The organism is Arthrobacter crystallopoietes, assembly GCF_002849715.1.
GTDB classification, from domain to species: domain Bacteria; phylum Actinomycetota; class Actinomycetes; order Actinomycetales; family Micrococcaceae; genus Crystallibacter; species Crystallibacter crystallopoietes.
This window is the reverse complement of sequence record NZ_CP018863.1, coordinates 3658845-3681015: the sequence shown is the minus strand read 5'-3', so window position 1 is coordinate 3681015 and position 22171 is coordinate 3658845. Positions and strand designations below refer to the sequence as shown.

The window sequence follows — 22171 nt, the reverse complement described above, 5'->3', positions numbered from 1 at the left end:
TGATAAAGGAGTCGCTATGACCAGCGAAGCAACCACAGAAGCACCGCAGATCCACAAGGGACTTGCCGGCGTCGTCGCCGACACCACCCGCATTTCCAAAGTCAACGCGGAGACCAACTCCCTGCTCTACCGCGGTTATCCGGTCCAGGATCTGGCAGCCCAGTGCAGTTTCGAGCAGGTCGCGTATCTGCTCTGGCACGGTGAACTTCCTACCAACGCGGAGCTGGCGGAGTTCACTGCCCACGAGCGCTCCGGGCGGGCGCTGGACCCGGTGGTCAAGTCCGTCATCGATACGCTGCCCACTTCGTCCCACCCCATGGACGTGTGCCGGACGGCGGCGAGCGTCATCGGGGCACGGCATCCGCGCTCGGAGGACTCGTCGCCGGAAGCCAACCTGGCCAAGGCCAAGGACCTCTTCGCCGCATTCCCCGCCGTGGTTGCCTATGACCAGCGCCGCCGTCGCGGCCAGGACGTCGTCGAGCCCCGCGAAGATCTGGACTACTCGGCCAACTTCCTCTACATGACCTTCGGCGAGGAAGCCGCCCCCGAGGTGATCGAGGCCTTCAACGTCTCGATGATCCTCTACGCAGAGCACTCGTTCAACGCCTCGACGTTCACGGCGCGCGTCATCACCTCGACCCTGGCCGATCTTCATTCCGCGGTCACCGGGGCCATCGGCGCGCTCAAGGGCCCGCTCCACGGCGGCGCCAATGAGGCGGTCATGGATACCTTCGAAGAGATCGGCACCGAAGGCGGCGACATCACCCGGCGCGCGCAGGCATGGCTGGAGGACGCCTTGGCCACCAAAAAGAAGATCATGGGGTTCGGACACCGTGTCTACAAGAAGGGTGATTCGCGTGTCCCGACCATGAAAGCGGCCCTGGACAAGATGATCGCCTACTACAACAGGCCGGACCTGGCCGAGTTGTACACGGCGCTGGAATCGGCCATGGCCGAGAAGAAGAACATCAAGCCCAACCTGGACTATCCGGCCGGACCGACGTACCACCTGATGGGCTTCGACACGCAGACGTTCACTCCGCTGTTCGTCGCCGCCCGCATCACCGGGTGGACGGCACACATCATGGAGCAGCGTGAAGCCAACTCCCTGATCCGTCCGCTGAGCGAGTACAACGGACCGGACCAGCGTTCGCTCTGACCGATAACAGCCGTAACGCAGGATGCCCGCCGGAAGTACGGCGGGCATCCTGCGTTGCGGGTAGTTCCATGGCTTGCTGCAGAGCGCCGGCTTTACGGGAGCGGCTCCAGCGGATCGAACCTTGCCGCGGTTTCATTGTCGTCGTTGAGCACGATGCGGAAGTTGGGCATCGCCCCGGTGAGTGCCATGGGCAGCCATGTGCCGGCGTCGTGCCACATGAGCGCCAGCGGCAGCGCGTCCAGCCCGAACCATTCCGGCATTATCTCCTCGGATTCTGCCGGTTCGCCGGACCAGCGGCGCGCGACGAATAGCGCTGCATCCATGTTCCAGAGCGGCTGCGACGGAAAGTCGAACAGGATCCGTCCCGCAGGTTCCAGGTCCTCCTGCCGGACCCTCACGCCTGTCTCTTCCATAACCTCGCGGCAGGCGGCCTCCGGCGCGGTCTCCCCCGGCTCGAGTTTGCCGCCGACCCCGACGACCTTGCCGGTACCGAAACCGGACTTCTTGTGGCCCAGCAGTACCGCAAGTCCGCCGTCCTTTTCCTGCACCAGGAAGCACAGAGCCACGGCCACGTCAGTCATGAGCCGAGTCTATCCTTCCCAACGTACGGCTTGCCGTACTAGCCCAGCGCCCGTGGATGGGCGGCGGCGTAAACCTCGCGCAACGTGTCTGCGTTGACCAGCGTGTACACCTGCGTGGTGGTGACCGACGCGTGGCCCAGCAGTTCCTGCACCACGCGCACATCCGCGCCGCCTTCAAGCAGGTGGGTTGCAAACGAATGCCGCAGCGTGTGCGGTGAGACGTCCCTGCCAATGGCGGCCTTCTCAGCCGCCGTCTTCAGGATGGTCCAGGCGCTCTGGCGGCTCAGCCGGCCGCCACGGGCGTTCAAGAAAAGCGCGGGCGTGCCGCGGCCTTTGGCAACGATGCCCGGCCGGGCGCGCACCAGATAGTCGTCAACGGCTTTGGCAGCATAGGACCCCAGCGGTACCAGCCGCTCCTTGGAACCCTTGCCCAGCAGGCGTACGACGACGGGGCCCTCGTCGATGGTTTCGACACTCACGTCATCGACGTCGAGGCCGACCGCCTCGCTGATGCGCGCGCCGGTTGAGTAGAGGAATTCGAGCAGCGCCCGGTCGCGCTGGCCGGTGGGCGTTTCGGTGCTGACCGCTTCCAGAATCCGGGTAACTTCGCCGACCGAGATGGCCTTGGGCAGGCGTTTACCCGGCATCGGCGGGTGGACGTCGGTGGCCGGATCCGTGGCGCTGATTCCCTCCAGGCTCCAGAACTTGTGCAGGCCGCGCACCGCGACGATGGTCCGAGCCGCGGAACGGACGCTTAGGGCCGACGCGCCGTCCGATCCATCGGAGAGAACCTGCGCGAACGCAGTGACGTCATGCCGGCTGATCTTCGCCGGATCATCGACCGACCGCTGTTCCAGGAAGTGCTGGTACCGCTTCAGGTCCCGGCGGTAGGCGGCCACCGTATTGGCCGCCAGGCCGCGTTCAACGGCCATGTGCTGCAGGTAGTCCGATATGGCTCTGCCCAGCGCCGTCGTTCCTTGATCACCGGCCGTGGTGGCGGCCTGCACGCTTCCGGCCATACAAACTCACTGCCCCGTCCCGGCGGCCGGCGCCGGGCGGTGCCGCTGCGAGGGATGCTCCGGCCAGGGTGCGTCGGCCGGACGGAGCGCTTCAAACCCGCGCCGTGACGCTTCGGCGGCAGCCAGTACGCCCGCCACGGCCGACGGATTGTGCAGGCGCCCTGCCATCACAGCCTGGACGGCGTCGTCGAGATCCACCCACAGGTGCTCGATTTCTGCTTCTTCGTCCGTCCGTGTGTGCAGGTCGGCTTCGGGCACTTCAGTCAGGTCTCGGGCCAGGTAGATGCGGATGGCTTCGCTCGACGAGCCCGGTGAATTGAAGAAATCCACCAGCACGTCCCAGCGGCCGGCCGCGAGGTCCGCTTCCTCGGCCAGCTCCCGGGCAGCCGCAACCACAAAGTCCTCGCCCTCGACATCCAGCAGGCCGGCCGGGATCTCCCACAGGGACATCCGGACCGGCTGCCGGTACTGCTTCAGGAGCAGGATGCGGCCGTGGTCGTCCATGGCCACCACGGCTACCGCGCCCGGGTGGGCAATGTAGTCGCGGACCAGGACGTCCTCGGCGTCGCCGGTGAGGCTGAAGGTATCGCTGACGACGTTCCAGATCCGGCCCTCGTACAGCGTCTCGGAAGCAACAAGCGTGCGCGGATCAGGCTGGTCGGCAAACACCTTCGGACCGGCAGCGGACATGGCTAGGCTCCGGCTTTCGAGACCGGCTTGCCGTGGTTGAGCGCCGCGGCAACCAGGCCCGCGAACAGCGGATGCGGCCGGGTCGGACGGGAGCTCAGTTCCGGGTGCGCCTGGGTCGACACGTAGTACGGGTGCACCTTCTTGGGCAGCTCGACGAATTCCACCAGCTTGCCATCCGGCGACGTACCGGAGAACACGAGACCCGCCGCTTCCAGCTGCTCCCGGTACTTGTTGTTCACCTCGTAGCGGTGGCGGTGGCGTTCGCTGACCTTCGTGGAGCCGTAGGTATCGGCAACCACGGAGCCGCCCTTGAGCGCGGCCTCGTAAAGCCCCAGCCGCATCGTGCCGCCAAGATCGCCCTTGCCCTCGACGATCTCCAGCTGTTCTTCCATGGTCGCGATCACCGGGTGCTTGGTATCGGGATCGAACTCGGTGGACGAGGCGTCCTCCAAACCGACCACGTTGCGCGCGTATTCCATCACCATGGACTGCAGGCCCAGGCACAGGCCCAGCGTTGGCAGCTTGCGTTCCCGGGCGTATTTCAGCGCGCCCAGTTTCCCTTCCAGACCGCGGATGCCGAAGCCTCCCGGCACGCAGATGGCGTGTACGCCGGCCAGCGACCTGGCGGCGCCTTCCGCTGTGGCACAGTCATCGGAGGGCACCCAGCGGATCTTGACCTTTGTTTGGTTGGCGAAGCCGCCCGCACGCAGCGCTTCCGTCACGGAAAGGTAGGCGTCCGGCAGGTCGATGTACTTCCCAACCAGGGCGATCTCGATCTCGTGCTTCGGATTGTGGACGGCTTCCAGCAACCGGTCCCACTTGGTCCAGTTCACGTCCTTGAACTTCAGATCCAGGTGCTGGACGATGTATGCGTCCAGCATCTGGGCGTGCAGGGTCTTGGGGATGTCGTAAATGCTCGGGGCGTCCGGGCAGCCGATCACGGCGTCCGCGTCCACGTCGCACATGCGGCCGATCTTCTCCCGCATGGCCTCCGGAACTTCGCGGTCCGAACGGATAACAATGGCATCCGGCTGAATGCCGATGGAGCGCAAAGCCGCCACGGAGTGCTGCGTCGGCTTGGTCTTCAGTTCCTGCGACGGGCCGATGTAGGGCACCAGCGAGACATGCAGGAAGAAGACGTTGTTGCGTCCGACGTCCTGCCGGACCTGGCGGGCGGATTCGAGGAACGGCTGGGACTCGATGTCGCCGACGGTGCCGCCTATTTCGGTGATGATGACGTCCGGCGCCTTCTTGCCCTCGGCGGGCAGACGCATCCGGCGCTTGATTTCATCGGTGATGTGGGGAATGACCTGGACGGTGTCCCCGAGGTACTCGCCGCGGCGTTCCTTCGCGATGACCGTGGAGTAGATCTGGCCCGTTGTCACGTTGGCCAGCCCGTCCAGGTTCTCGTCCAGGAAGCGCTCGTAGTGCCCGATGTCCAGGTCCGTTTCGGCGCCGTCGTCGGTGACGAAGACTTCGCCGTGCTGGAAGGGGTTCATCGTGCCCGGATCCACGTTCAGATAGGGATCCAGTTTCTGCATGGTCACGGAGAGACCACGCGCCCGGAGCAGGTGTCCGAGGCTGGAAGCTGTCAGACCCTTCCCGAGAGAAGACGCCACGCCACCGGTGACGAAGATATGTTTGGTCGTCTTGGACGACTTGGAAAACCGGGAATTTGTTCGCTGCACCACGGAATTCGAGCCTATCACCTTTCCAGCGGCTCCGACTGCCAGAACCGCTACGGCCACCCGTTCGTGTTGGATGACACAGCCTCAGCTTCCCGCCGCCACTATCGCGGCGGTGGGAGTCTGTTCCTCCAGCCGATCGTACAGCTTAGCGGCCTTCTTTGGCCCCTTCGATCAGCTCCTGTGCATGGGCACGGGCGAGTTCGGATTCCTCCTGGCCGGCCAGCATCCGGGCAAGCTCCGTCACCCGCTCTTCATCCGAGAGCAAGGTGACGTCGCTGGCCGTCACGCCTTCGGAATTCTTGGCCGCGGCTGCCGAGGTCTTGTAGACCCGGATGTGCTGGTCGGCGAACGCGGCAACCTGCGGCAGATGGGTGACCACGATGACCTGGACGTACTTGGCCAGCATCGCGAGCCGGCGCCCGATCTCCACCGCTGCTTTACCGCCGACGCCGGAATCAACCTCGTCGAAGACAAACGTCGGCACCGGGTCAACCGCGGCCAGCACTACTTCGATGGCGAGCATGACCCGGGAGAGCTCACCGCCGGAGGCGCCCTTGCCCAGCGGACGCGGCGGTGCGCCCGGGTGCGGCTTCAGCAGGAACGCGATGTTGTCCGCCCCGTGCGGTCCCAGCTCCTCGGCGGGCTCGAGCTGGATGTGCAGTTCGGCGTCCGGCATGGCCAGTGCCGCCAGCTCCTTGCCCACCTTACGGCCGAGTTCGCTGCCGGCCTTGCCGCGCATGGCGGTGATCTTGCCGGCGGTTTCGGTGAGTTCGGTATCGAGCGCCGCGATTTCCGCTTCCAGTGCCTCGATCCGGCTGGAATCGTCCGTCAGCTCTTCCAGGCGCTGGCGGGCGGTTGCGCTCCAGTCCAGCACCTCATCGATGCTCGGTGCATACTTGCGCACCAGTCCGGCGAGGCTGGCTCGGCGCGCTTCAAGCTCGGCCAGTCGTTCGGGGCCTTCGTTGTCCAGCGATGCGGAGTAGCTGGCCAGATCGGCCGCGACGTCGGCCAGGATGTAGCCGACCTCTGCGAGCCGGCCTGCGGCCTTGCCCAGTTCCGGGTCATCGGCCTGGACCTGTTCCAAGGATCGTTTCGCCGCGTCCACCAGTGATGTGGCGTCGCCGGCGTCGGCGAATTCCTCTGCGATCAGCGCCTGGTGCGCCAGCTGTGCTGCCGCGCGCAACTGCTCTACGTTAGCCAGCTTGGTGGCCTCCGCCTTGAGCACCAGGTCCTCGCCCGGCTGCGGGTCGATGCCGTCGATTTCCTCCAGCGCCAGCTGCAATGACTCCGCTTCGCGCAGCCGTTCACGGGCCTCGGTCCGCAGCGACTGCAGTTCCGCCGTCGCCTGCCGCCAACGGTCGTAGGACTGGCGGAACGCCGCCAGCGCCTTGGCCAGCTTGGGCCCGCCGAACTTGTCCAGGGCCTCCCGTTGGGCGCTCTGGCTCTTCAGCCGCAACTGCTCGGACTGCCCATGGACCGCCACCAGCTGTTCACCGATTTCAGCCAGGGCACCTACCGGTGCCGAACGTCCGCCGACATGCGCCCGGCTGCGGCCGTCAGCATTTACGGTACGGGCCAGCATCAACTCCGCTTCGCCCTCGTACTCTTCAACGTCGGCGCCGGCATCCTGCGCGCGGGCGATGGCGGGACTGTCCGGAGCGAGCCGGACCACGGCCTCGGCTACGGCGGACGAAGCACCGGTGCGTACCGCGCCGGCATCCGAACGCGCACCGAGCAGCAGGCCCAGCGCGGTCACCACCATGGTCTTTCCGGCGCCGGTTTCACCCGTGACCACGGATAGCCCGGGGCCTAGCGGCAACACCGCCTCGGTAATGACACCGAGGTTGCTGATTCTGATTTCTTCAATCATCGACGCTCCTCCTCGGGCGGGGTGTGGTGCGGCTCGACCGTCCGGATGGTATCCAGCGGCGTTGTCTGCGGCTGTGCCTCGTCTGCACTGATCGGACCGCGCCAGCCCTTGGTCGGCAACTCGAACTTGCGTACCAGCCGTTCGGCGAAGGGGGTGCGCCGGGTCCTGGCCAACCGGACCGGCTTGTCCGAGCGCGTTACCTCGACGCGGGAACCGGGCGGCAGATCGAGGCTGCGCCTGCCGTCGCACCAGAGCACGCCATTGGCATCCGTGCGGTTCAGCAATTCCACGGCCATGACCGAGTCCGGGGCCACCACCAGCGGTTTGGCGAACAGCGCATGCGCACTGATCGGCACCATCAGCAGGGCCTCCACCTCCGGCCAGACCACCGGCCCTCCGGCCGAGAATCCGTACGCCGTCGAACCGGTGGGCGTGGCCATCACCACCCCGTCGCAGCCGAAGGAGCTGATGGGCAGCGCGTCGACTTCGACGACGACCTCGACCATCCGCTGGCGGTCACCCTTTTCCACGGTGGCCTCGTTCAGCGCCCAGGTGTGGCCGATCTTGCGTTTGTCCAGCCAGACCTGCACATCGATGGTCATGCGTTCTTCAACGGTGTACTGGCGCTCCACCACCCAATGGACGGTTTGGGCAAGATCCGCACGTTCGCTTTCCGCAAGGAAGCCCACGTGACCCAGGTTGACGCCCAGCAGGGGCACATCGGAGTCCCGGACCAGTTCGGCGGAACGCAGAATGGTACCGTCCCCGCCAAGCACCATGCCCAGGTCCACGTCCTTGAGCTTCACGTCTTCGTCCAGGATCTCGAGCGGAGCGGCCAGGTGCGAATAGACCTGTCGGATGTGTTCCGCTTCCTTGCGCCGCATCACGGGAACCAGCCCGGAGGCATGGAGCTGGGCGCACGTTTCCTGGGCGGCGGCCAGGGCGTCGTGGCGCCCGGTGTGGGCCAGAACCAGAATCCGTCTGCTCATGCGTTTACTCCCGGTAGTTCGTTGGGCTGTTCCGCATCCGGCGGTTCCGGATACTGTTCCATGGCGTGGCGGACGGCGGCATCAAGCTCCGTTCCGATCCTAGCCGGGGCCCGCATGGCGGGCACCTTCATCCACAGGAAGAATTCCACATTACCGTCCTGGCCCGGCAGCGGACTGCGGGCCAGCCCCTTGATGTGCAGTCCGTGCTCCAGCCCGCTGCGCACCACCTTTTCCACCGCCCGCCGCCGTTCGGCTTCCGAACTGACGACGCCGGTGCTCGCCAATGACTCACGCCCCACCTCGAATTGCGGCTTCACCATCAGCACCATGTCGCCGTCGGGCTCAGTGGCCGCGCTGAGGGCCGCCATCACCAAGGTCAGCGAGATGAAGGACAGATCCGCGACCGTCAGCGAGACCGGTCCGCCGATAGCGGCACTGTCGAGATACCGGGCGTTCACGCCCTCGAAGAGATGGACCCGCTCATCGGCGCTTAGTTGCGGCACCATTTGACCATGGCCGACGTCGACAGCGGCTACCTCCCGCGCGCCCGCTTCAAGGAGCACCTGGGTGAAGCCGCCGGTAGACGCCCCGGCGTCCAGGCATCGGCGGCCCCCGGGGTCTACCGCCGGGAAGGCACGCAGCGCGCCGGCCAGTTTGTGCCCGGCCCGGCTGACGTATTCAGGCTCAGCCCCTGTGGCCACCTCCAGCTGGTCGTCGGCTGCCACAGCGGCGGAGGCCTTCCGTACAACGTTCCCCCCGCGGCTCACCAAGCCGGCGGAGATAAGCTTTGCGGCATGGGTCCGGGACCGTGCCAGCCCGCGGGCTACCAGTTCCTGATCGAGTCTCGTCATTCCTGCCTCAGTCTGCTCCAGCATCCAGATCAGCCAGCAGGCCATCATGCATGTAGGTGAAGACGGCAGCATGTTCGGTTACCGGGACGTGCGGCAGCGAAGTCAACGGCTCGATGATTTCATCCACGCTCTCATCCTCGGTGGACACAACGGAGACCGGCCACTGCGTAACGGCTGACTCCTGCACCGGCTGTCCAGCGGAAGTGATCGGGTCAATCATCGGATCCATCGGTCAGTTCCTTCCACCATCAGGGGTTGTTCGCCCGGCCTGCCTCAGTCTATCGACGCATGCTCAGCCAGTTCCGGCATATACGCGGCTGCCGTTTCGGGATGGGCCTTCCACCATGCGGCGCAGGCTGCCCGCCAGGTGTCGAGCTCGTTGCGGTCACCGCTATAACGGACAACGCCGTTCTCGACCGTAGCGCTCGAGCGGCCGCAAGTGAAAATCCCGTCGGCAGAAGTTACCTGCGGATACGGCTGGTACAGATCGCCCAAGTTAGCCAGCAGGTAGCGCGGCCGTTCGGCTGTGCGGGCGGCGAGGATCGTTTCCACGGTATCGACGCCGGTCAGCACCGCCGCCGTATGCATGCCCGCGTTATTGCCGCCAAGGATGTCGGTGTCCAAACGGTCTCCGACAACAAGCGGTGTCTTCGCCTGGAGGCTTTCCGCCGCCGTCGTAAATAAAGCCGCCTCCGGCTTACCCGCCACCAGCGGCGTCGCCCCCGTGGCTGTTTGGACGGCAGCCACCAACGAACCGTTGCCCGGTGCTATCCCCTCGGCGCGGGGAATCGTCAGGTCCGTATTGGTGGCTACCCAGAATGCACCAGCCGCTATGGCATACGATGCCTCTGCCAGATCCAGCCAGCTCACCGCAGGATCAAAGCCCTGGATGACAGCATCGGGCTGCTGGTCAGCCGAGTCCACGGGGACAAAGCCCAAGGCTTCAATCTCGTGGACCAGGGTCCGGCTGCCGGTCACCAGGACTTTGGCTCCCGGCGCCACATGCTTTGCCAGCAGCGCGGCGCCGGCACGGGCGGAACCAAACACCTGGTCGGCCCGCGCCGGCGCACCCAGTTCCCGAAGATGGGCCGCAACCTGCTCGGAAGACCGGGAAGCGTTGTTGGTGATATAGCCCAGTCTGACGCCGGCCGCCGGCAACCGGTCAAGAGCCTCAGTGGCTCCTGCTATGGCACCGGCACCGGCGTAAACCACCCCGTCCAAGTCGCAGAGCAGAGCGTCATAACCGTCAATCAACATCGAATCAGTCTTCGTCCCAGGGGTGCTTGACGTCCTGCTCCCCTGTAGCGGGCTCCTCGATTTCATGGAGGTCTTCCTCCTCGAGCGCTGCCTCGGAAACACGCGGTTCAACCTCGTTGCCTGCGGTTTCGGCTTCCGCGCGATCTGATGCCTCTTCATCTGGTTCGGCGCTGCCTGCTGCCTCGCCTGGAACCGCCTCATACCCGCTGGACACTTCGCGTGGACGCCGTGCTTCCGGCTCCTCATCTTCATCAACGAGGTCGAAGATTTCAGGCTCGGCAAACTCTCCTACGCCCAACGCGCTCTCCGCCAGTCGCGCCTGACGACGCCACTGCTCGGCCTCTTCGGCACGGTCCACGGACTCAAGTGCGTCGGCGTAGGCCCGGAACAACCTGGGGCTGTATGAGAATGCCCGGTTCTTGTCGAGCTGCGGAATCTCGAGCGCGGCCACGGCAGCGTCATACTGCTCCAGATCCATCCGCGCACCGGACGCCACGATCGCCAGTTCCACCTTGCCGGCAGCGTCCAGGTCCGTAGCTTCCTCGGAACGGATCATCTCGAGGGCACGGTCAGGGCGGCCAAGTCCACGCTCACAGTCTGCCATCACGGGCAGGTGTGCGTTGGAGCCGCTGATGCGACGGTAGGTACGGAATTCCCGCAGGGCCTCTCCGTAGTGTCCGGCAGCATAGGCAGTCAGTCCGACGGCCTCGCGGACCGGAGCCATCCGGCCGCCACGGCGGCTCGCAGCCAGGGCATGCTGGAACGCGAGCTCGGGATCCTCGTCCATCAAACGCGCCGCCATCACCAGGTGCTTGGCAACCCACTCTGCGCTCTTTGATTCCAGCGTTCGCAGCTGTGCACGGATAACCCGGTCCAGTTCCTGCCCGGTAACGTCATCGTCGATCTGGGGAGAGCGTGGACGATCGGCCCTGTTCGAGCTGCGCAGATCCTGCGCATTCTTGAGAGGAGGCTGGCCAGCGCCTCGGTCAGCCCCATACTTCCGTTCGCCGAAGCGATCCTCCCCGTCGCGGCGCGGTTTGAATCCCTCCGCACCACGGTCGGAACCACGGGGGCCACCACGGTCCGGGCGTGGACGATCGCCGAATTCACGGCGGGGCTTGAAACCCTCAGCGCCGCGGGAACCTCCACGGTCTTGGCGTGGACGATCAGTGTACTCACGGCGAGGACCGTCAGTACGGTCCTGGCGCGGACGATCTCCATACTCACGGCGAGGCTTATAGCCCTCGGCGCCACGGTCCTGACGCGGACGATCACCGTACTCACGGCGAGGACCGTCAGTACGGTCCTGGCGCGGACGATCTGTGTACTCACGGCGAGGCTTATAACCTTCAGCCCCACGAGCGCCATCGCGATCCTGGCGCGGACGATCTGTGTACTCACGGCGAGGACCGTCAGTACGGTCCTGACGCGGACGGTCACCGTACTCACGGCGAGGCTTATAGCCCTCGCCTCCTTGACCGGAGCCGCGAGGGGCCCCACGATCTTGGCGCGGACGATCAGTGTACTCCCGGCGAGGACCGTCAGTACGGTCCTGACGCGGGCGGTCACCGTACTCACGGCGAGGCTTATAACCTTCAGCCCCACGAGCGCCATCGCGATCCTGGCGCGGACGATCGGTATACTCACGGCGAGGACCGTCTGCGCGGTCTTGCCGAGGACGATCGGTATAGTCCCGCCGCGGTCCGTCAGTGCGGTCCTGACGCGGGCGTTCGCCATACTCACGGCGAGGACCGGATCGATCCCGGCCGGCTGCGCCTTCAGCGCTGCCGCCACGGCGATCGTCACGCGAGCGGAAACCGCGCGGGTCACCACCCGAGTTGCTTGTGCCGCGATAGGCGCCGCTTTGCCGACGTGCTTCACTGTCCCGACGCGGACCCTCGCCACGTCCAGCAGGTTTGTCAGATCCTGAACGGCCGCCGAAGTTGCCCCGTCCGGCACCGCCCTTGTCGTCTCGTTCCCCACGACCACGGAAATCAGCCATGCCGGAGCTCCTCTCAGTGCGGGCCTGGCACCCCTCAAAGGAGCCTTCAGCCGCCATCTCTATTTATCTGGTGATTTGTGTTGATCTATTGATCAGAACGCGGCACGACATGTGCCACCAGACCAGTCTAGTGCAGACCATCAACACGGCCGGCTGACTGGGCTGTGATAACACTTACGACGGCGGACATGGCTCCAGCGATCGGCCGCAATTCCGGCAACGGGCCTTAAATGGGTGAAGGGCTCCACCGTCATGGTGGAGCCCTTCACGCTCAAAAGATGTCCGGCGGTGACCTACTCTCCCACACCCTCCCGGGTGCAGTACCATCGGCGCTGTGGGTCTTAGCTTCCGGGTTCGGAATGGGACCGGGCGTTTCCCCCACGCTATGACCGCCGTAACCCTTGCCACCCCGGTTCCGGCCCGCGCGGGCGGACGGAAGGGGTGAAACCTTCGGTTACATCAGTTCATTCTTGGACTGTATGCAATTGTGGTGTTCCCTGGGACGTTTGTTGTCCGGGAACCACATAGTGGACGCGATGCAAGTATCTTTTCCTTCCCCTGTGTATTGCCGTGGAACCGTTTGAAGTCGGTTCGACGGCCAGGGAAGTGTGTGGTGTAAGTTATCGGCCTATTAGTACCGGTCAGCTTCACAGGTCTTTAGTCCCTGCTTCCACATCCGGCCTATCAACCCAGTGGTCTGGCTGGGGGCCTCCCACACCTCGAGGGTGTATGGAAATCTCATCTTGAAGCCGGCTTCCCGCTTAGATGCTTTCAGCGGTTATCCAATCCGAACGTAGCTAATCAGCGATGCACTTGGCAGTACAACTGACACACCAGAGGTTCGTCCGTCCCGGTCCTCTCGTACTAAGGACAGACCTTCTCAAATTTCCTGCGCGCGCAGCGGATAGGGACCGAACTGTCTCACGACGTTCTAAACCCAGCTCGCGTACCGCTTTAATGGGCGAACAGCCCAACCCTTGGGACCTACTCCAGCCCCAGGATGCGACGAGCCGACATCGAGGTGCCAAACCATGCCGTCGATATGGACTCTTGGGCAAGATCAGCCTGTTATCCCCGAGGTACCTTTTATCCGTTGAGCGACGGCCATTCCACAATGTGCCGCCGGATCACTAGTCCCGACTTTCGTCCCTGCTTGAGATGTCTCTCTCACAGTCAAGCTCCCTTGTGCACTTACACTCGCCACCTGATTGCCAACCAGGCTGAGGGAACCTTTGGGCGCCTCCGTTACTCTTTAGGAGGCAACCGCCCCAGTTAAACTACCCATCAGGCACTGTCCCTGACCCGGATTACGGGCCGAAGTTAGATGTCCAGAGTGACCAGAGTGGTATTTCAACGATGACTCCACCCGAACTGGCGTCCGGGCTTCACAGTCTCCCACCTATCCTACACAAGCCACACCGAACACCAATACCAAACTATAGTAAAGGTCTCGGGGTCTTTCCGTCCTGCTGCGCGTAACGAGCATCTTTACTCGTAGTGCAATTTCGCCGAGTTTATGGTTGAGACAGCGGGGAAGTCGTTACTCCATTCGTGCAGGTCGGAACTTACCCGACAAGGAATTTCGCTACCTTAGGATGGTTATAGTTACCACCGCCGTTTACTGGGGCTTAAATTCTCAGCTTCGCCCCCGAAGGGGCTAACCGGTCCTCTTAACCTTCCAGCACCGGGCAGGAGTCAGTCCGTATACATCGTCTTGCGACTTCGCACGGACCTGTGTTTTTAGTAAACAGTCGCTTCCCCCTGGTCTCTGCGGCCCACACCCGCTCCACAGAGCAAGTCTGTATCACGGGGCAGGCCCCCCTTCTCCCGAAGTTACGGGGGCATTTTGCCGAGTTCCTTAACCATAATTCTCTCGATCGCCTTGGTATTCTCTACCTGATCACCTGTGTCGGTTTGGGGTACGGGCGGCTAAAACCTCGCGTCGATGCTTTTCTCGGCAGCATAGGATCACCAGATCCCCCCATACGGGGGTCCCGTCAGGTCTCAGGCTTAATGAACGGCGGATTTGCCTACCGTTCGCCCTACATCCTTGGACCGGGACTACCATCGCCCGGCCTGGCTACCTTCCTGCGTCACACCTGTTAATACGCTTACCTCCCCGGTTCAGGTCCCGCGCGCCCCGCACATACTGGCCCCGAAGGGCACGGATGCACGGTTTGGACGGTTAGTATCACCGGCTCGGTATGGGCGGTTTTTCGCCGGTACGGGAATATCAACCCGTTGTCCATCGACTACGCCTGTCGGCCTCGCCTTAGGTCCCGACTTACCCAGGGCAGATTAGCTTGACCCTGGAACCCTTGATCATTCGGCGGACGGGTTTCCCACCCGTCTTTCGCTACTCATGCCTGCATTCTCACTCGTGTAGGCTCCACCGCTGGTTTCCACCGCGGCTTCACTGCCCACACGACGCTCCCCTACCCATCCACGCCCCTGAACCAAGGGAACAAGTCCCCGGCTTGGGTAATACGTGAATGCCACAACTTCGGCGGTGTACTTGAGCCCCGCTACATTGTCGGCGCGGAATCACTTGACCAGTGAGCTATTACGCACTCTTTCAAGGATGGCTGCTTCTAAGCCAACCTCCTGGTTGTCTTCGCAACTCCACATCCTTTCCCACTTAGCACACGCTTAGGGGCCTTAGTTGGTGGTCTGGGCTGTTTCCCTCTCGACTATGAAGCTTATCCCCCACAGTCTCACTGCTGCGCTCTCACTTGCCGGCATTCGGAGTTTGGCTGACGTCAGTAACCTTGTAGGGCCCATCGGCCATCCAGTAGCTCTACCTCCGGCAAGAAACACGCAACGCTGCACCTAAATGCATTTCGGGGAGAACCAGCTATCACGGAGTTTGATTGGCCTTTCACCCCTACCCACAGCTCATCCCCTCCATTTTCAACTGAAGTGGGTTCGGTCCTCCACGCGCTCTTACACGCGCTTCAACCTGGCCATGGGTAGATCACTCCGCTTCGGGTCTAGATCACGCCACTGCAACGCCCTGTTCAGACTCGCTTTCGCTACGGCTTCCCCACACGGGTTAACCTCGCGACGTAACACTAACTCGCAGGCTCATTCTTCAAAAGGCACGCCGTCACAGCTGCTAGGGCTGCTCCGACGGATTGTAAGCACACGGTTTCAGGTACTGTTTCACTCCCCTCCCGGGGTACTTTTCACCTTTCCCTCACGGTACTTGTCCGCTATCGGTCATCAGGTAGTATTTAGGCTTACCAGGTGGTCCTGGCAGATTCGCACGGGATTTCTCGGGCCCCGTGCTACTTGGGATACTCTCCAAGCGGCAGCACACATTACGGTTACAGGGCTAACACCTTCTCCGGCCGGCCTTTCAAGACCGTTCACCTATGCATCTGCACTCACTTCAGCTGTCCGGCAGAACAGCAACGGAAAGTCCCGCAACCCCGGCCATGCAACGCCCGCCGGCTATCACACATGACTCGGTTTAGCCTCATCCGCGTTCGCTCGCCACTACTAACGGAATCACTGTTGTTTTCTCTTCCTGCGGGTACTGAGATGTTTCACTTCCCCGCGTTCCCTCCACGTACCCTATGTGTTCAGATACGGGTCACCAGGTAACACAAGTGCCCCTGGCGGGGTTTCCCCATTCGGACATCCTGGGATCAAAGTTCGGTTATCAACTCCCCCAGGCTTTTCGCAGATTCCCACGTCCTTCTTCGGCTCCTGATGCCAAGGCATCCACCGTGTGCTCTTAAAAACTTGACCACAAAAGATCAAAATCAGCATTTAATATCGAGAGAACCACAGATCCAAAACAGATCCAGGTTCATCAAAATTGCTTCTTTATAAGATGCTCGCGTCCACTATGTAGTTCTCAAACAACAACCCCGTCACACCCATCCCCGCACCACGGATAAACCGTGGCCCGGATAAGGACTGCGCAGGAAACCAGAAACAAACAAACACCGGCCCATTCACGAACCGGTCCCTGTTGCCTCAGGACCCAACAGTGTGCCAAACAACAACCCCCCGGACAACCCCCACACGTTCCAGGCACCCCCGCAAAGGGGACACCGTACTGGCATGGAAACCGCCAAAAGACCATCTATCCGTTGATATTCCACCCTCGAGCACCCACCGCAGAACAAACGCCCGCGCAATGGGCTCTCCTGCAAACCGCACAACCAACACTTGGGAAGGCCCTGCGAGTCTGAGGCGCTCCTTAGAAAGGAGGTGATCCAGCCGCACCTTCCGGTACGGCTACCTTGTTACGACTTAGTCCCAATCGCCGGTCCCACCTTCGACGGCTCCCTCCCACAAGGGGTTAGGCCACCGGCTTCGGGTGTTACCAACTTTCGTGACTTGACGGGCGGTGTGTACAAGGCCCGGGAACGTATTCACCGCAGCGTTGCTGATCTGCGATTACTAGCGACTCCGACTTCATGAGGTCGAGTTGCAGACCTCAATCCGAACTGAGACCGGCTTTTTGGGATTAGCTCCACCTCACAGTATCGCAACCCTTTGTACCGGCCATTGTAGCATGCGTGAAGCCCAAGACATAAGGGGCATGATGATTTGACGTCGTCCCCACCTTCCTCCGAGTTGACCCCGGCAGTCTCCTATGAGTCCCCGCCATAACGCGCTGGCAACATAGAACGAGGGTTGCGCTCGTTGCGGGACTTAACCCAACATCTCACGACACGAGCTGACGACAACCATGCACCACCTGTAAACCAGCCCCGAAGGGAAACCGCATTTCTGCGGCGGTCCGGTCCATGTCAAGCCTTGGTAAGGTTCTTCGCGTTGCATCGAATTAATCCGCATGCTCCGCCGCTTGTGCGGGCCCCCGTCAATTCCTTTGAGTTTTAGCCTTGCGGCCGTACTCCCCAGGCGGGGCACTTAATGCGTTAGCTACGGCGCGGAAAACGTGGAATGTCCCCCACACCTAGTGCCCAACGTTTACGGCATGGACTACCAGGGTATCTAATCCTGTTCGCTCCCCATGCTTTCGCTCCTCAGCGTCAGTTACAGCCCAGAGACCTGCCTTCGCCATCGGTGTTCCTCCTGATATCTGCGCATTTCACCGCTACACCAGGAATTCCAGTCTCCCCTACTGCACTCTAGTCTGCCCGTACCCACTGCAGACCCGGGGTTGAGCCCCGGGCTTTCACAGCAGACGCGACAAACCGCCTACGAGCTCTTTACGCCCAATAATTCCGGACAACGCTTGCGCCCTACGTATTACCGCGGCTGCTGGCACGTAGTTAGCCGGCGCTTCTTCTGCAGGTACCGTCACTTTCGCTTCTTCCCTGCTGAAAGAGGTTTACAACCCGAAGGCCGTCATCCCTCACGCGGCGTCGCTGCATCAGGCTTTCGCCCATTGTGCAATATTCCCCACTGCTGCCTCCCGTAGGAGTCTGGGCCGTGTCTCAGTCCCAGTGTGGCCGGTCACCCTCTCAGGCCGGCTACCCGTCGTCGCCTTGGTGAGCCATTACCTCACCAACAAGCTGATAGGCCGCGAGTCCATCCAAAACCAAAAAATCTTTCCACCCACCACCATGCGGTGACAGGTCGTATCCGGTATTAGACCCGGTTTCCCAGGCTTATCCCAGAGTCAAGGGCAGGTTACTCACGTGTTACTCACCCGTTCGCCACTAATCCCCGGTGCAAGCACCGGATCATCGTTCGACTTGCATGTGTTAAGCACGCCGCCAGCGTTCGTCCTGAGCCAGGATCAAACTCTCCGTTAATGTTTACTAACAGACACAACACCGGCCCCCGGGAAAACGGGAACCAGCACTGCACTAAATTCAAACCAGGCTAAAAAACATCGCGGCACACCACGGAGGCGGTGCCCCACGACAATAATTCAACCAATAAAATAATTGGTATCAACAAACTTGGCACACTATTGAGTTCTCAAACAACAGGAGCAAACGAATACTTTTTGAAACCCGAATTCGATGAATTCTTTTATTGTTTCGCATTTCTTCGCTGCGATGTTCATAAATTTATTTCATTCAATATCTCTTGTCAAATCGGCGTTTTCCGCGATTTTCCATTCGATAAAGAATGCACCCGCAACAATTTTCAGCGCCCCCGGCTTTTGCCTCAAAGTGCACGCCGGAATTGCTTCCGATTTGTCTTGGGATTTTGTCCTCCTGCTCGCTTTGTCTTTTTCAACTCAGCGGCGGCGACTCAGAAAACAATACACAAGGTTTCGGACTCCTGCAAATCCGGCAGAATTACCCCTCAAATCAAAGCGGGCCCGTCCCCGTGCCCACCGCCTTGCTGGCAGCTGGCACGGGTACGGGCCCGCCTTGTTGGCTTTGCCGGGATTGTCCCGACTTGCAGCCTTTGGCTATGCAGGAACTTCGACCATTGCCAGGGTGCGCTTGCCCCTGCGCATCAGCAAGTACTTGCCGTGCAGCAACTTTGAATCATCGATGACTGCATCCGGATCCGTGATTTTTTCGTTGTTCACGTACGCACCGCCTTCGGCCACGGTACGACGGGCGCCGGAGTTGCTCGGCACGAGGCCGGAGGCAACGAGCAATCCGATGATGTTGAGGGAACCGCGCTCCACAGTGGCGCTGGGCAGCTGCGAAGTGGCCGAAACCAACGTGGCTTCGTCCAACGCTTCCAGTTCACCCTGCCCGAATAATGCAGCCGAAGCAGCGATCACCTTGTCGGTTGCTTCCTCGCCGTGGACCAGCGAGGTCACGTCATAGGCCAGCACGCGCTGGGCCTCGCGGGTATGCGCGCGTTCGGCTACCGCCTTTTCGAGCTCTTCGATTTCTGTTCTGCTCCGGAAGGTGAAGACCTTGAGCCGCTCGACTACGTCGGCATCTGCCGTGTTCAGCCAGAACTGGTACATCGCGTACGGGCTGCACATCGCGGCGTCGAGCCAGATGGCGTTGCCTTCGCTCTTGCCGAACTTCGTGCCATCCGAGTTGGTGATCAGCGGAGTGCCGATGGCGTGGACGGACTTGCCCTCGACCTTGCGGATCAGTTCGGTACCGCTGGTCAGGTTGCCCCACTGGTCCGACCCGCCAGTCTGCAGCACGCAGCCGTACTGGCGGAACAGTTCCAGGTAGTCCATGCCTTGCAGGATCTGGTAGCTGAATTCCGCGTAGCTGATCCCCTCCTCGGAGTTCAGCCGGGAGGCGACGATGTCTTTTTTGATCATGGTCCCGACACGGAAGTGCTTGCCGATCTCGCGCAGGAAGTCCAGCGCGCTCATCGGCGCCGTCCAGTCCAGGTTGTTCACCATCCGGGCCGCGTTCTCGCCCTCAAAGCTGAGGAACCGCTGCACCTGGCCTTGCAGGTAGCCGACCCATTCGGCGACGGTTTCCTTGGTGTTCATCGTCCGCTCCGCAGTGGGGCGCGGATCCCCCACCAGGCCGGTGGATCCGCCGACCAGGCCGAGCGGCTTGTGGCCGGCCAGCTGCAGGCGGCGCATGGTCAACAGCTGGACCAGGTTGCCCAGATGCAGGCTCGGCGCCGTCGGATCGAAACCGCAGTAATACGTGATCGGTTCACCGGCCAGCAGCTTTTCCAGCTCCGCCTCGTCGGTGGAGACGTGGACCAGTCCGCGCCACTTCAGTTCCTGCCATACATTGGCGAAACTGGGGTCATTGCTTTGGGAACTCAGAAACGTATTAGTTGACACGGACTCTAAAATATCAGCCTTCGATGCCCGGTGGGATATCGCCCTCCGCCAGAAGACGCAGACGCTGCGTGGGACGCGTCATTGCCACGTACAGATCGCCTACCTTGCCGCTGACACCGTCGAGCAGTTCCGCCGGTTCCAGCAGGACTACGCCGTCGAATTCCAGTCCCTTGGCTTCCTTCGGTCCGATGACCGTGATGTCCTGGTCCAACCCGCCGGCCCCCGCGCCCACGCGGCTTCCGTAGACAGCCGCCAGTGCCTTGCGTGCTTCCTCCACGCGATGGTCCGGGGCGATGACCGCCAGCAGACCGCCGTCGAGAGCGTCGAGCTCCTCCGGCATGACCTCGAGCAGTTTGCCGAGGAGTCCGCCGTCGTCCACCTTGTCAATGATCGGTTCCCAGTTACCGTCCCGGACAGCCTTGGGCGCAGAGACCACGAGTCCGGCCGCATTGGCCATGCGCACCGCGGCTTCCGCGATTTGCGACGGCGTGCGGTAGTTCACCGTCAGCTCTTCCAGCCGCCAGCGGTCCTGGGCAAAGGGCTCAAGGACCTGCTGCCACGAGTGCGCGCCGGCAGCGGAGCTAGTCTGGGCGATGTCGCCCACCACCGTGAAGGACTTCAGCGGGCAGCGGCGCATCAGCAGCCGCCACTGCATGGCCGAGAGTTCCTGCGCTTCATCGACCACGATGTGTCCGAAGGCCCAGGTCCGGTCCGATGCCGCCCGTTCCGCCGCGGTGAAGCGCGTCTCCTGGATCTGGTTGTGGGCCGCCAGGTCCTCGGCGCTGACGAGACCGTCGATCCCGCTGGCCTTCAGCGCCTCGTCCAGGTTCACGAGGGACTGCTCGGCATTCGCGACGTCGCGGGCACGCTGGTGCTCCCGCTGGGACTTGTCGCGGGCGCTGGAAACATCCATCGGGCCGAGGAGCTCGGCAGCCTCGTCGAGGAGCGGCACATCGGCCTCGGTCCACGGCGCCGACGGATCACGCAGGAGCAGTGCCCGTTCCGCGTCGCTCAGCTGCGGCGTAGCGCCTTCGAGATGCGCGGGCTTGCTCAGCAGTTCGCCGATCAGCTGCTCCGGCGTCAGCGGCATCCAGCACAGGTTCAGCGCCACCCGCACGTCGCGGGAAGTGCGGACGTCTTCGGTCAGGTAGCTGCGGTCCGCGTTGTTGCCCGGCCCGGAGGATTCTTCCAGCGCCTGGGTCAGCTGCTCGGTCAGTTCGCGCAGCAGGATCTTCACGAACGTCGTGCGCGCCTCGTTGTGCGGCTTGCCGGTGGACCGGGCCCTGTCCCGGGCCCGGATCACCTGTTTCGGAGTCAGCGTAAGGATGGTGCCCTCGACATTGAGCTTGCGCGGTCCCGCCGGGATGCGCTGCCGGTTAGCCACCGCCCGCGCCACCACCTTGGCCATGGACGCGCGGCCCTTGAGCTCGGCGACGGCCTGGTTGGATTCCGGCACGGCGCTAATGCCCGGCATCAGCTTGCCCAGAGTGGACATCACCACACCGGTCTCGCCGAGTGACGGCAGGACGCGTTCGATGTACTTCATGAAGGAGTTCGACGGCCCGACCAGCAGGACGCCGGCGGACTTCAGCCGCTCCCGGTGCATGTACAGCAGGTACGCCGCTCGGTGCAGGGCAACGGCGGTCTTGCCCGTGCCCGGCCCGCCCTGGACCACCAGCACGCCCGGCATGGGACTGCGGATGATCCGGTCCTGTTCGGCCTGGATGGTGCCGACGATGTCCGACATCTGGCCGGTGCGTTTCGAGTTCAGCGCCGCCAGCAGGGCGCCTTCTCCCTGCAGGTTGTCCGAATCGAGCATCGATGCGTCCAGCACATCGTCCTCGACGGCCTTAACCTCGCGGCCCTTCAGGATCAGGTGGCGGCGCCGTCGTACGCCCTGCCGTTCGAAGGCCGTGGCCTGGTAAAAGACTCCTGCCTCCGGTGCCCTCCAGTCCACCATGAGCCGCTGCAGATCAGCCGTGCTCAGGCCGATGCGGCCGATGTAGCGGGATTCCCCGCTGTCCAGGTCCAGGCGGCCGAAGACCAGGCGGTCATCGACGGCGTTGAGCTGGGCGAGCCGGTCCTCGTACATGGTGGCGAAGGCGTCACGTTCAGAAATATTCTGCATCGTGCCGACCGCACCGCCGCTGCGGACCCGGTCCAGCTGCTGCTGCTTTTCGGCGCGCAACTCATCCAGACGCTGGTACAAACCCGCGACATAGTCCCGCTCGTGTTCAAGTTCCGCGTGTGCCGAAACCGCTTCCTGCATTATGTGTTCCTCCCGCAAAGGCAGAGCGTCAATCTTACAGTGCCCGGCATGAAATTACATGAACGCCCACGTCAGGGTCGCGACGCGGCGACAGAGCCGGAGGGGATCCGGAGAAGATCCGGAGCTCATCCAGTGG

The 22171-nt window shown here is 62.7% G+C and carries 14 protein-coding genes and 3 rRNA genes; 1 reads left to right on the top strand and 16 read right to left on the bottom strand.

Annotated features, from left to right (window positions below; genetic code table 11):
• Window positions 1-16 precede the first annotated feature (16 nt).
• The gene (locus AC20117_RS17015; RefSeq protein ID WP_074702645.1) at window positions 17-1159 is read left to right on the top strand and encodes a bifunctional 2-methylcitrate synthase/citrate synthase; all 1143 of its coding nucleotides are present in this window, start codon (window positions 17-19) and stop codon (window positions 1157-1159) included.
• Window positions 1160-1251: 92 nt separating this feature from the next.
• On the opposite strand, the gene AC20117_RS17010 is transcribed toward AC20117_RS17015, so the two are convergent.
• The 16 genes from AC20117_RS17010 to AC20117_RS16940 all read right to left on the bottom strand — a co-directional run bounded on the left by AC20117_RS17010 (window position 1252) and on the right by AC20117_RS16940 (window position 22035).
• On the bottom strand, window positions 1252-1740 hold the full coding sequence (locus AC20117_RS17010) for an 8-oxo-dGTP diphosphatase (protein ID WP_074702646.1): 489 nt from the start codon (window positions 1738-1740) through the stop codon (window positions 1252-1254).
• Window positions 1741-1778: 38 nt separating this feature from the next.
• Window positions 1779-2759: a site-specific tyrosine recombinase XerD gene (gene xerD / locus AC20117_RS17005; RefSeq protein ID WP_074702647.1), complete on the bottom strand. Its 981-nt coding sequence runs from the start codon at window positions 2757-2759 to the stop codon at window positions 1779-1781.
• Between the two features lie 6 nt (window positions 2760-2765).
• Window positions 2766-3449, bottom strand: a complete 684-nt coding sequence (locus tag AC20117_RS17000; RefSeq protein WP_074702648.1) for an NUDIX domain-containing protein — start codon at window positions 3447-3449, stop codon at window positions 2766-2768.
• Between the two features lie 2 nt (window positions 3450-3451).
• The gene (locus tag AC20117_RS16995) at window positions 3452-5158 is read right to left on the bottom strand and encodes a CTP synthase (protein ID WP_074703446.1); all 1707 of its coding nucleotides are present in this window, start codon (window positions 5156-5158) and stop codon (window positions 3452-3454) included.
• 124 nt (window positions 5159-5282) lie between these two features.
• On the bottom strand, window positions 5283-7007 hold the full coding sequence (gene recN, locus AC20117_RS16990; protein ID WP_074702649.1) for a DNA repair protein RecN: 1725 nt from the start codon (window positions 7005-7007) through the stop codon (window positions 5283-5285).
• Complete coding sequence (locus tag AC20117_RS16985; protein ID WP_074702650.1) at window positions 7004-7996, bottom strand: NAD kinase; 993 nt, start codon at window positions 7994-7996, stop codon at window positions 7004-7006. Before AC20117_RS16985 ends, recN begins: the two co-directional genes overlap by 4 nt.
• Window positions 7993-8847, bottom strand: coding sequence for a TlyA family RNA methyltransferase (locus AC20117_RS16980; RefSeq protein ID WP_074702651.1), 855 nt, complete (start codon window positions 8845-8847; stop codon window positions 7993-7995). The genes AC20117_RS16985 and AC20117_RS16980 overlap by 4 nt, the downstream gene beginning before the upstream one ends.
• Window positions 8848-8854: 7 nt before the next feature.
• Entirely contained in the window at window positions 8855-9076 is a 222-nt protein-coding gene (locus AC20117_RS16975; protein WP_074702652.1) for a hypothetical protein, read from the bottom strand.
• A gap of 44 nt (window positions 9077-9120) precedes the next feature.
• Window positions 9121-10104, bottom strand: coding sequence for an HAD-IIA family hydrolase (locus AC20117_RS16970; RefSeq protein WP_236777354.1), 984 nt, complete (start codon window positions 10102-10104; stop codon window positions 9121-9123).
• 4 nt (window positions 10105-10108) lie between these two features.
• Window positions 10109-10891, bottom strand: coding sequence for a tetratricopeptide repeat protein (locus AC20117_RS16965; RefSeq protein WP_236777353.1), 783 nt, complete (start codon window positions 10889-10891; stop codon window positions 10109-10111).
• A 14-nt stretch (window positions 10892-10905) separates the two neighbouring features.
• A complete protein-coding gene (locus AC20117_RS23565; RefSeq protein ID WP_083339878.1) occupies window positions 10906-12093 on the bottom strand; it encodes a hypothetical protein in 1188 nt (395 codons plus the stop codon).
• A 293-nt stretch (window positions 12094-12386) separates the two neighbouring features.
• A 5S ribosomal RNA gene (rrf, locus tag AC20117_RS16960) occupies window positions 12387-12503 on the bottom strand.
• Window positions 12504-12716: 213 nt separating this feature from the next.
• Window positions 12717-15859: ribosomal RNA gene (locus AC20117_RS16955) — 23S ribosomal RNA — on the bottom strand.
• 461 nt (window positions 15860-16320) lie between these two features.
• Window positions 16321-17844: ribosomal RNA gene (locus AC20117_RS16950) — 16S ribosomal RNA — on the bottom strand.
• The 16S, 23S and 5S rRNA genes sit together here, the layout of an rRNA operon.
• A gap of 611 nt (window positions 17845-18455) precedes the next feature.
• Window positions 18456-19766 carry a tyrosine--tRNA ligase gene (gene tyrS / locus AC20117_RS16945; protein WP_074702654.1) on the bottom strand — a complete coding sequence of 437 codons (1311 nt, stop codon included), beginning with the start codon at window positions 19764-19766 and terminating at the stop codon, window positions 18456-18458.
• Window positions 19767-19779: 13 nt separating this feature from the next.
• The gene (locus AC20117_RS16940) at window positions 19780-22035 is read right to left on the bottom strand and encodes a HelD family protein (protein ID WP_074702655.1); all 2256 of its coding nucleotides are present in this window, start codon (window positions 22033-22035) and stop codon (window positions 19780-19782) included.
• Window positions 22036-22171: the final 136 nt, after the last annotated feature.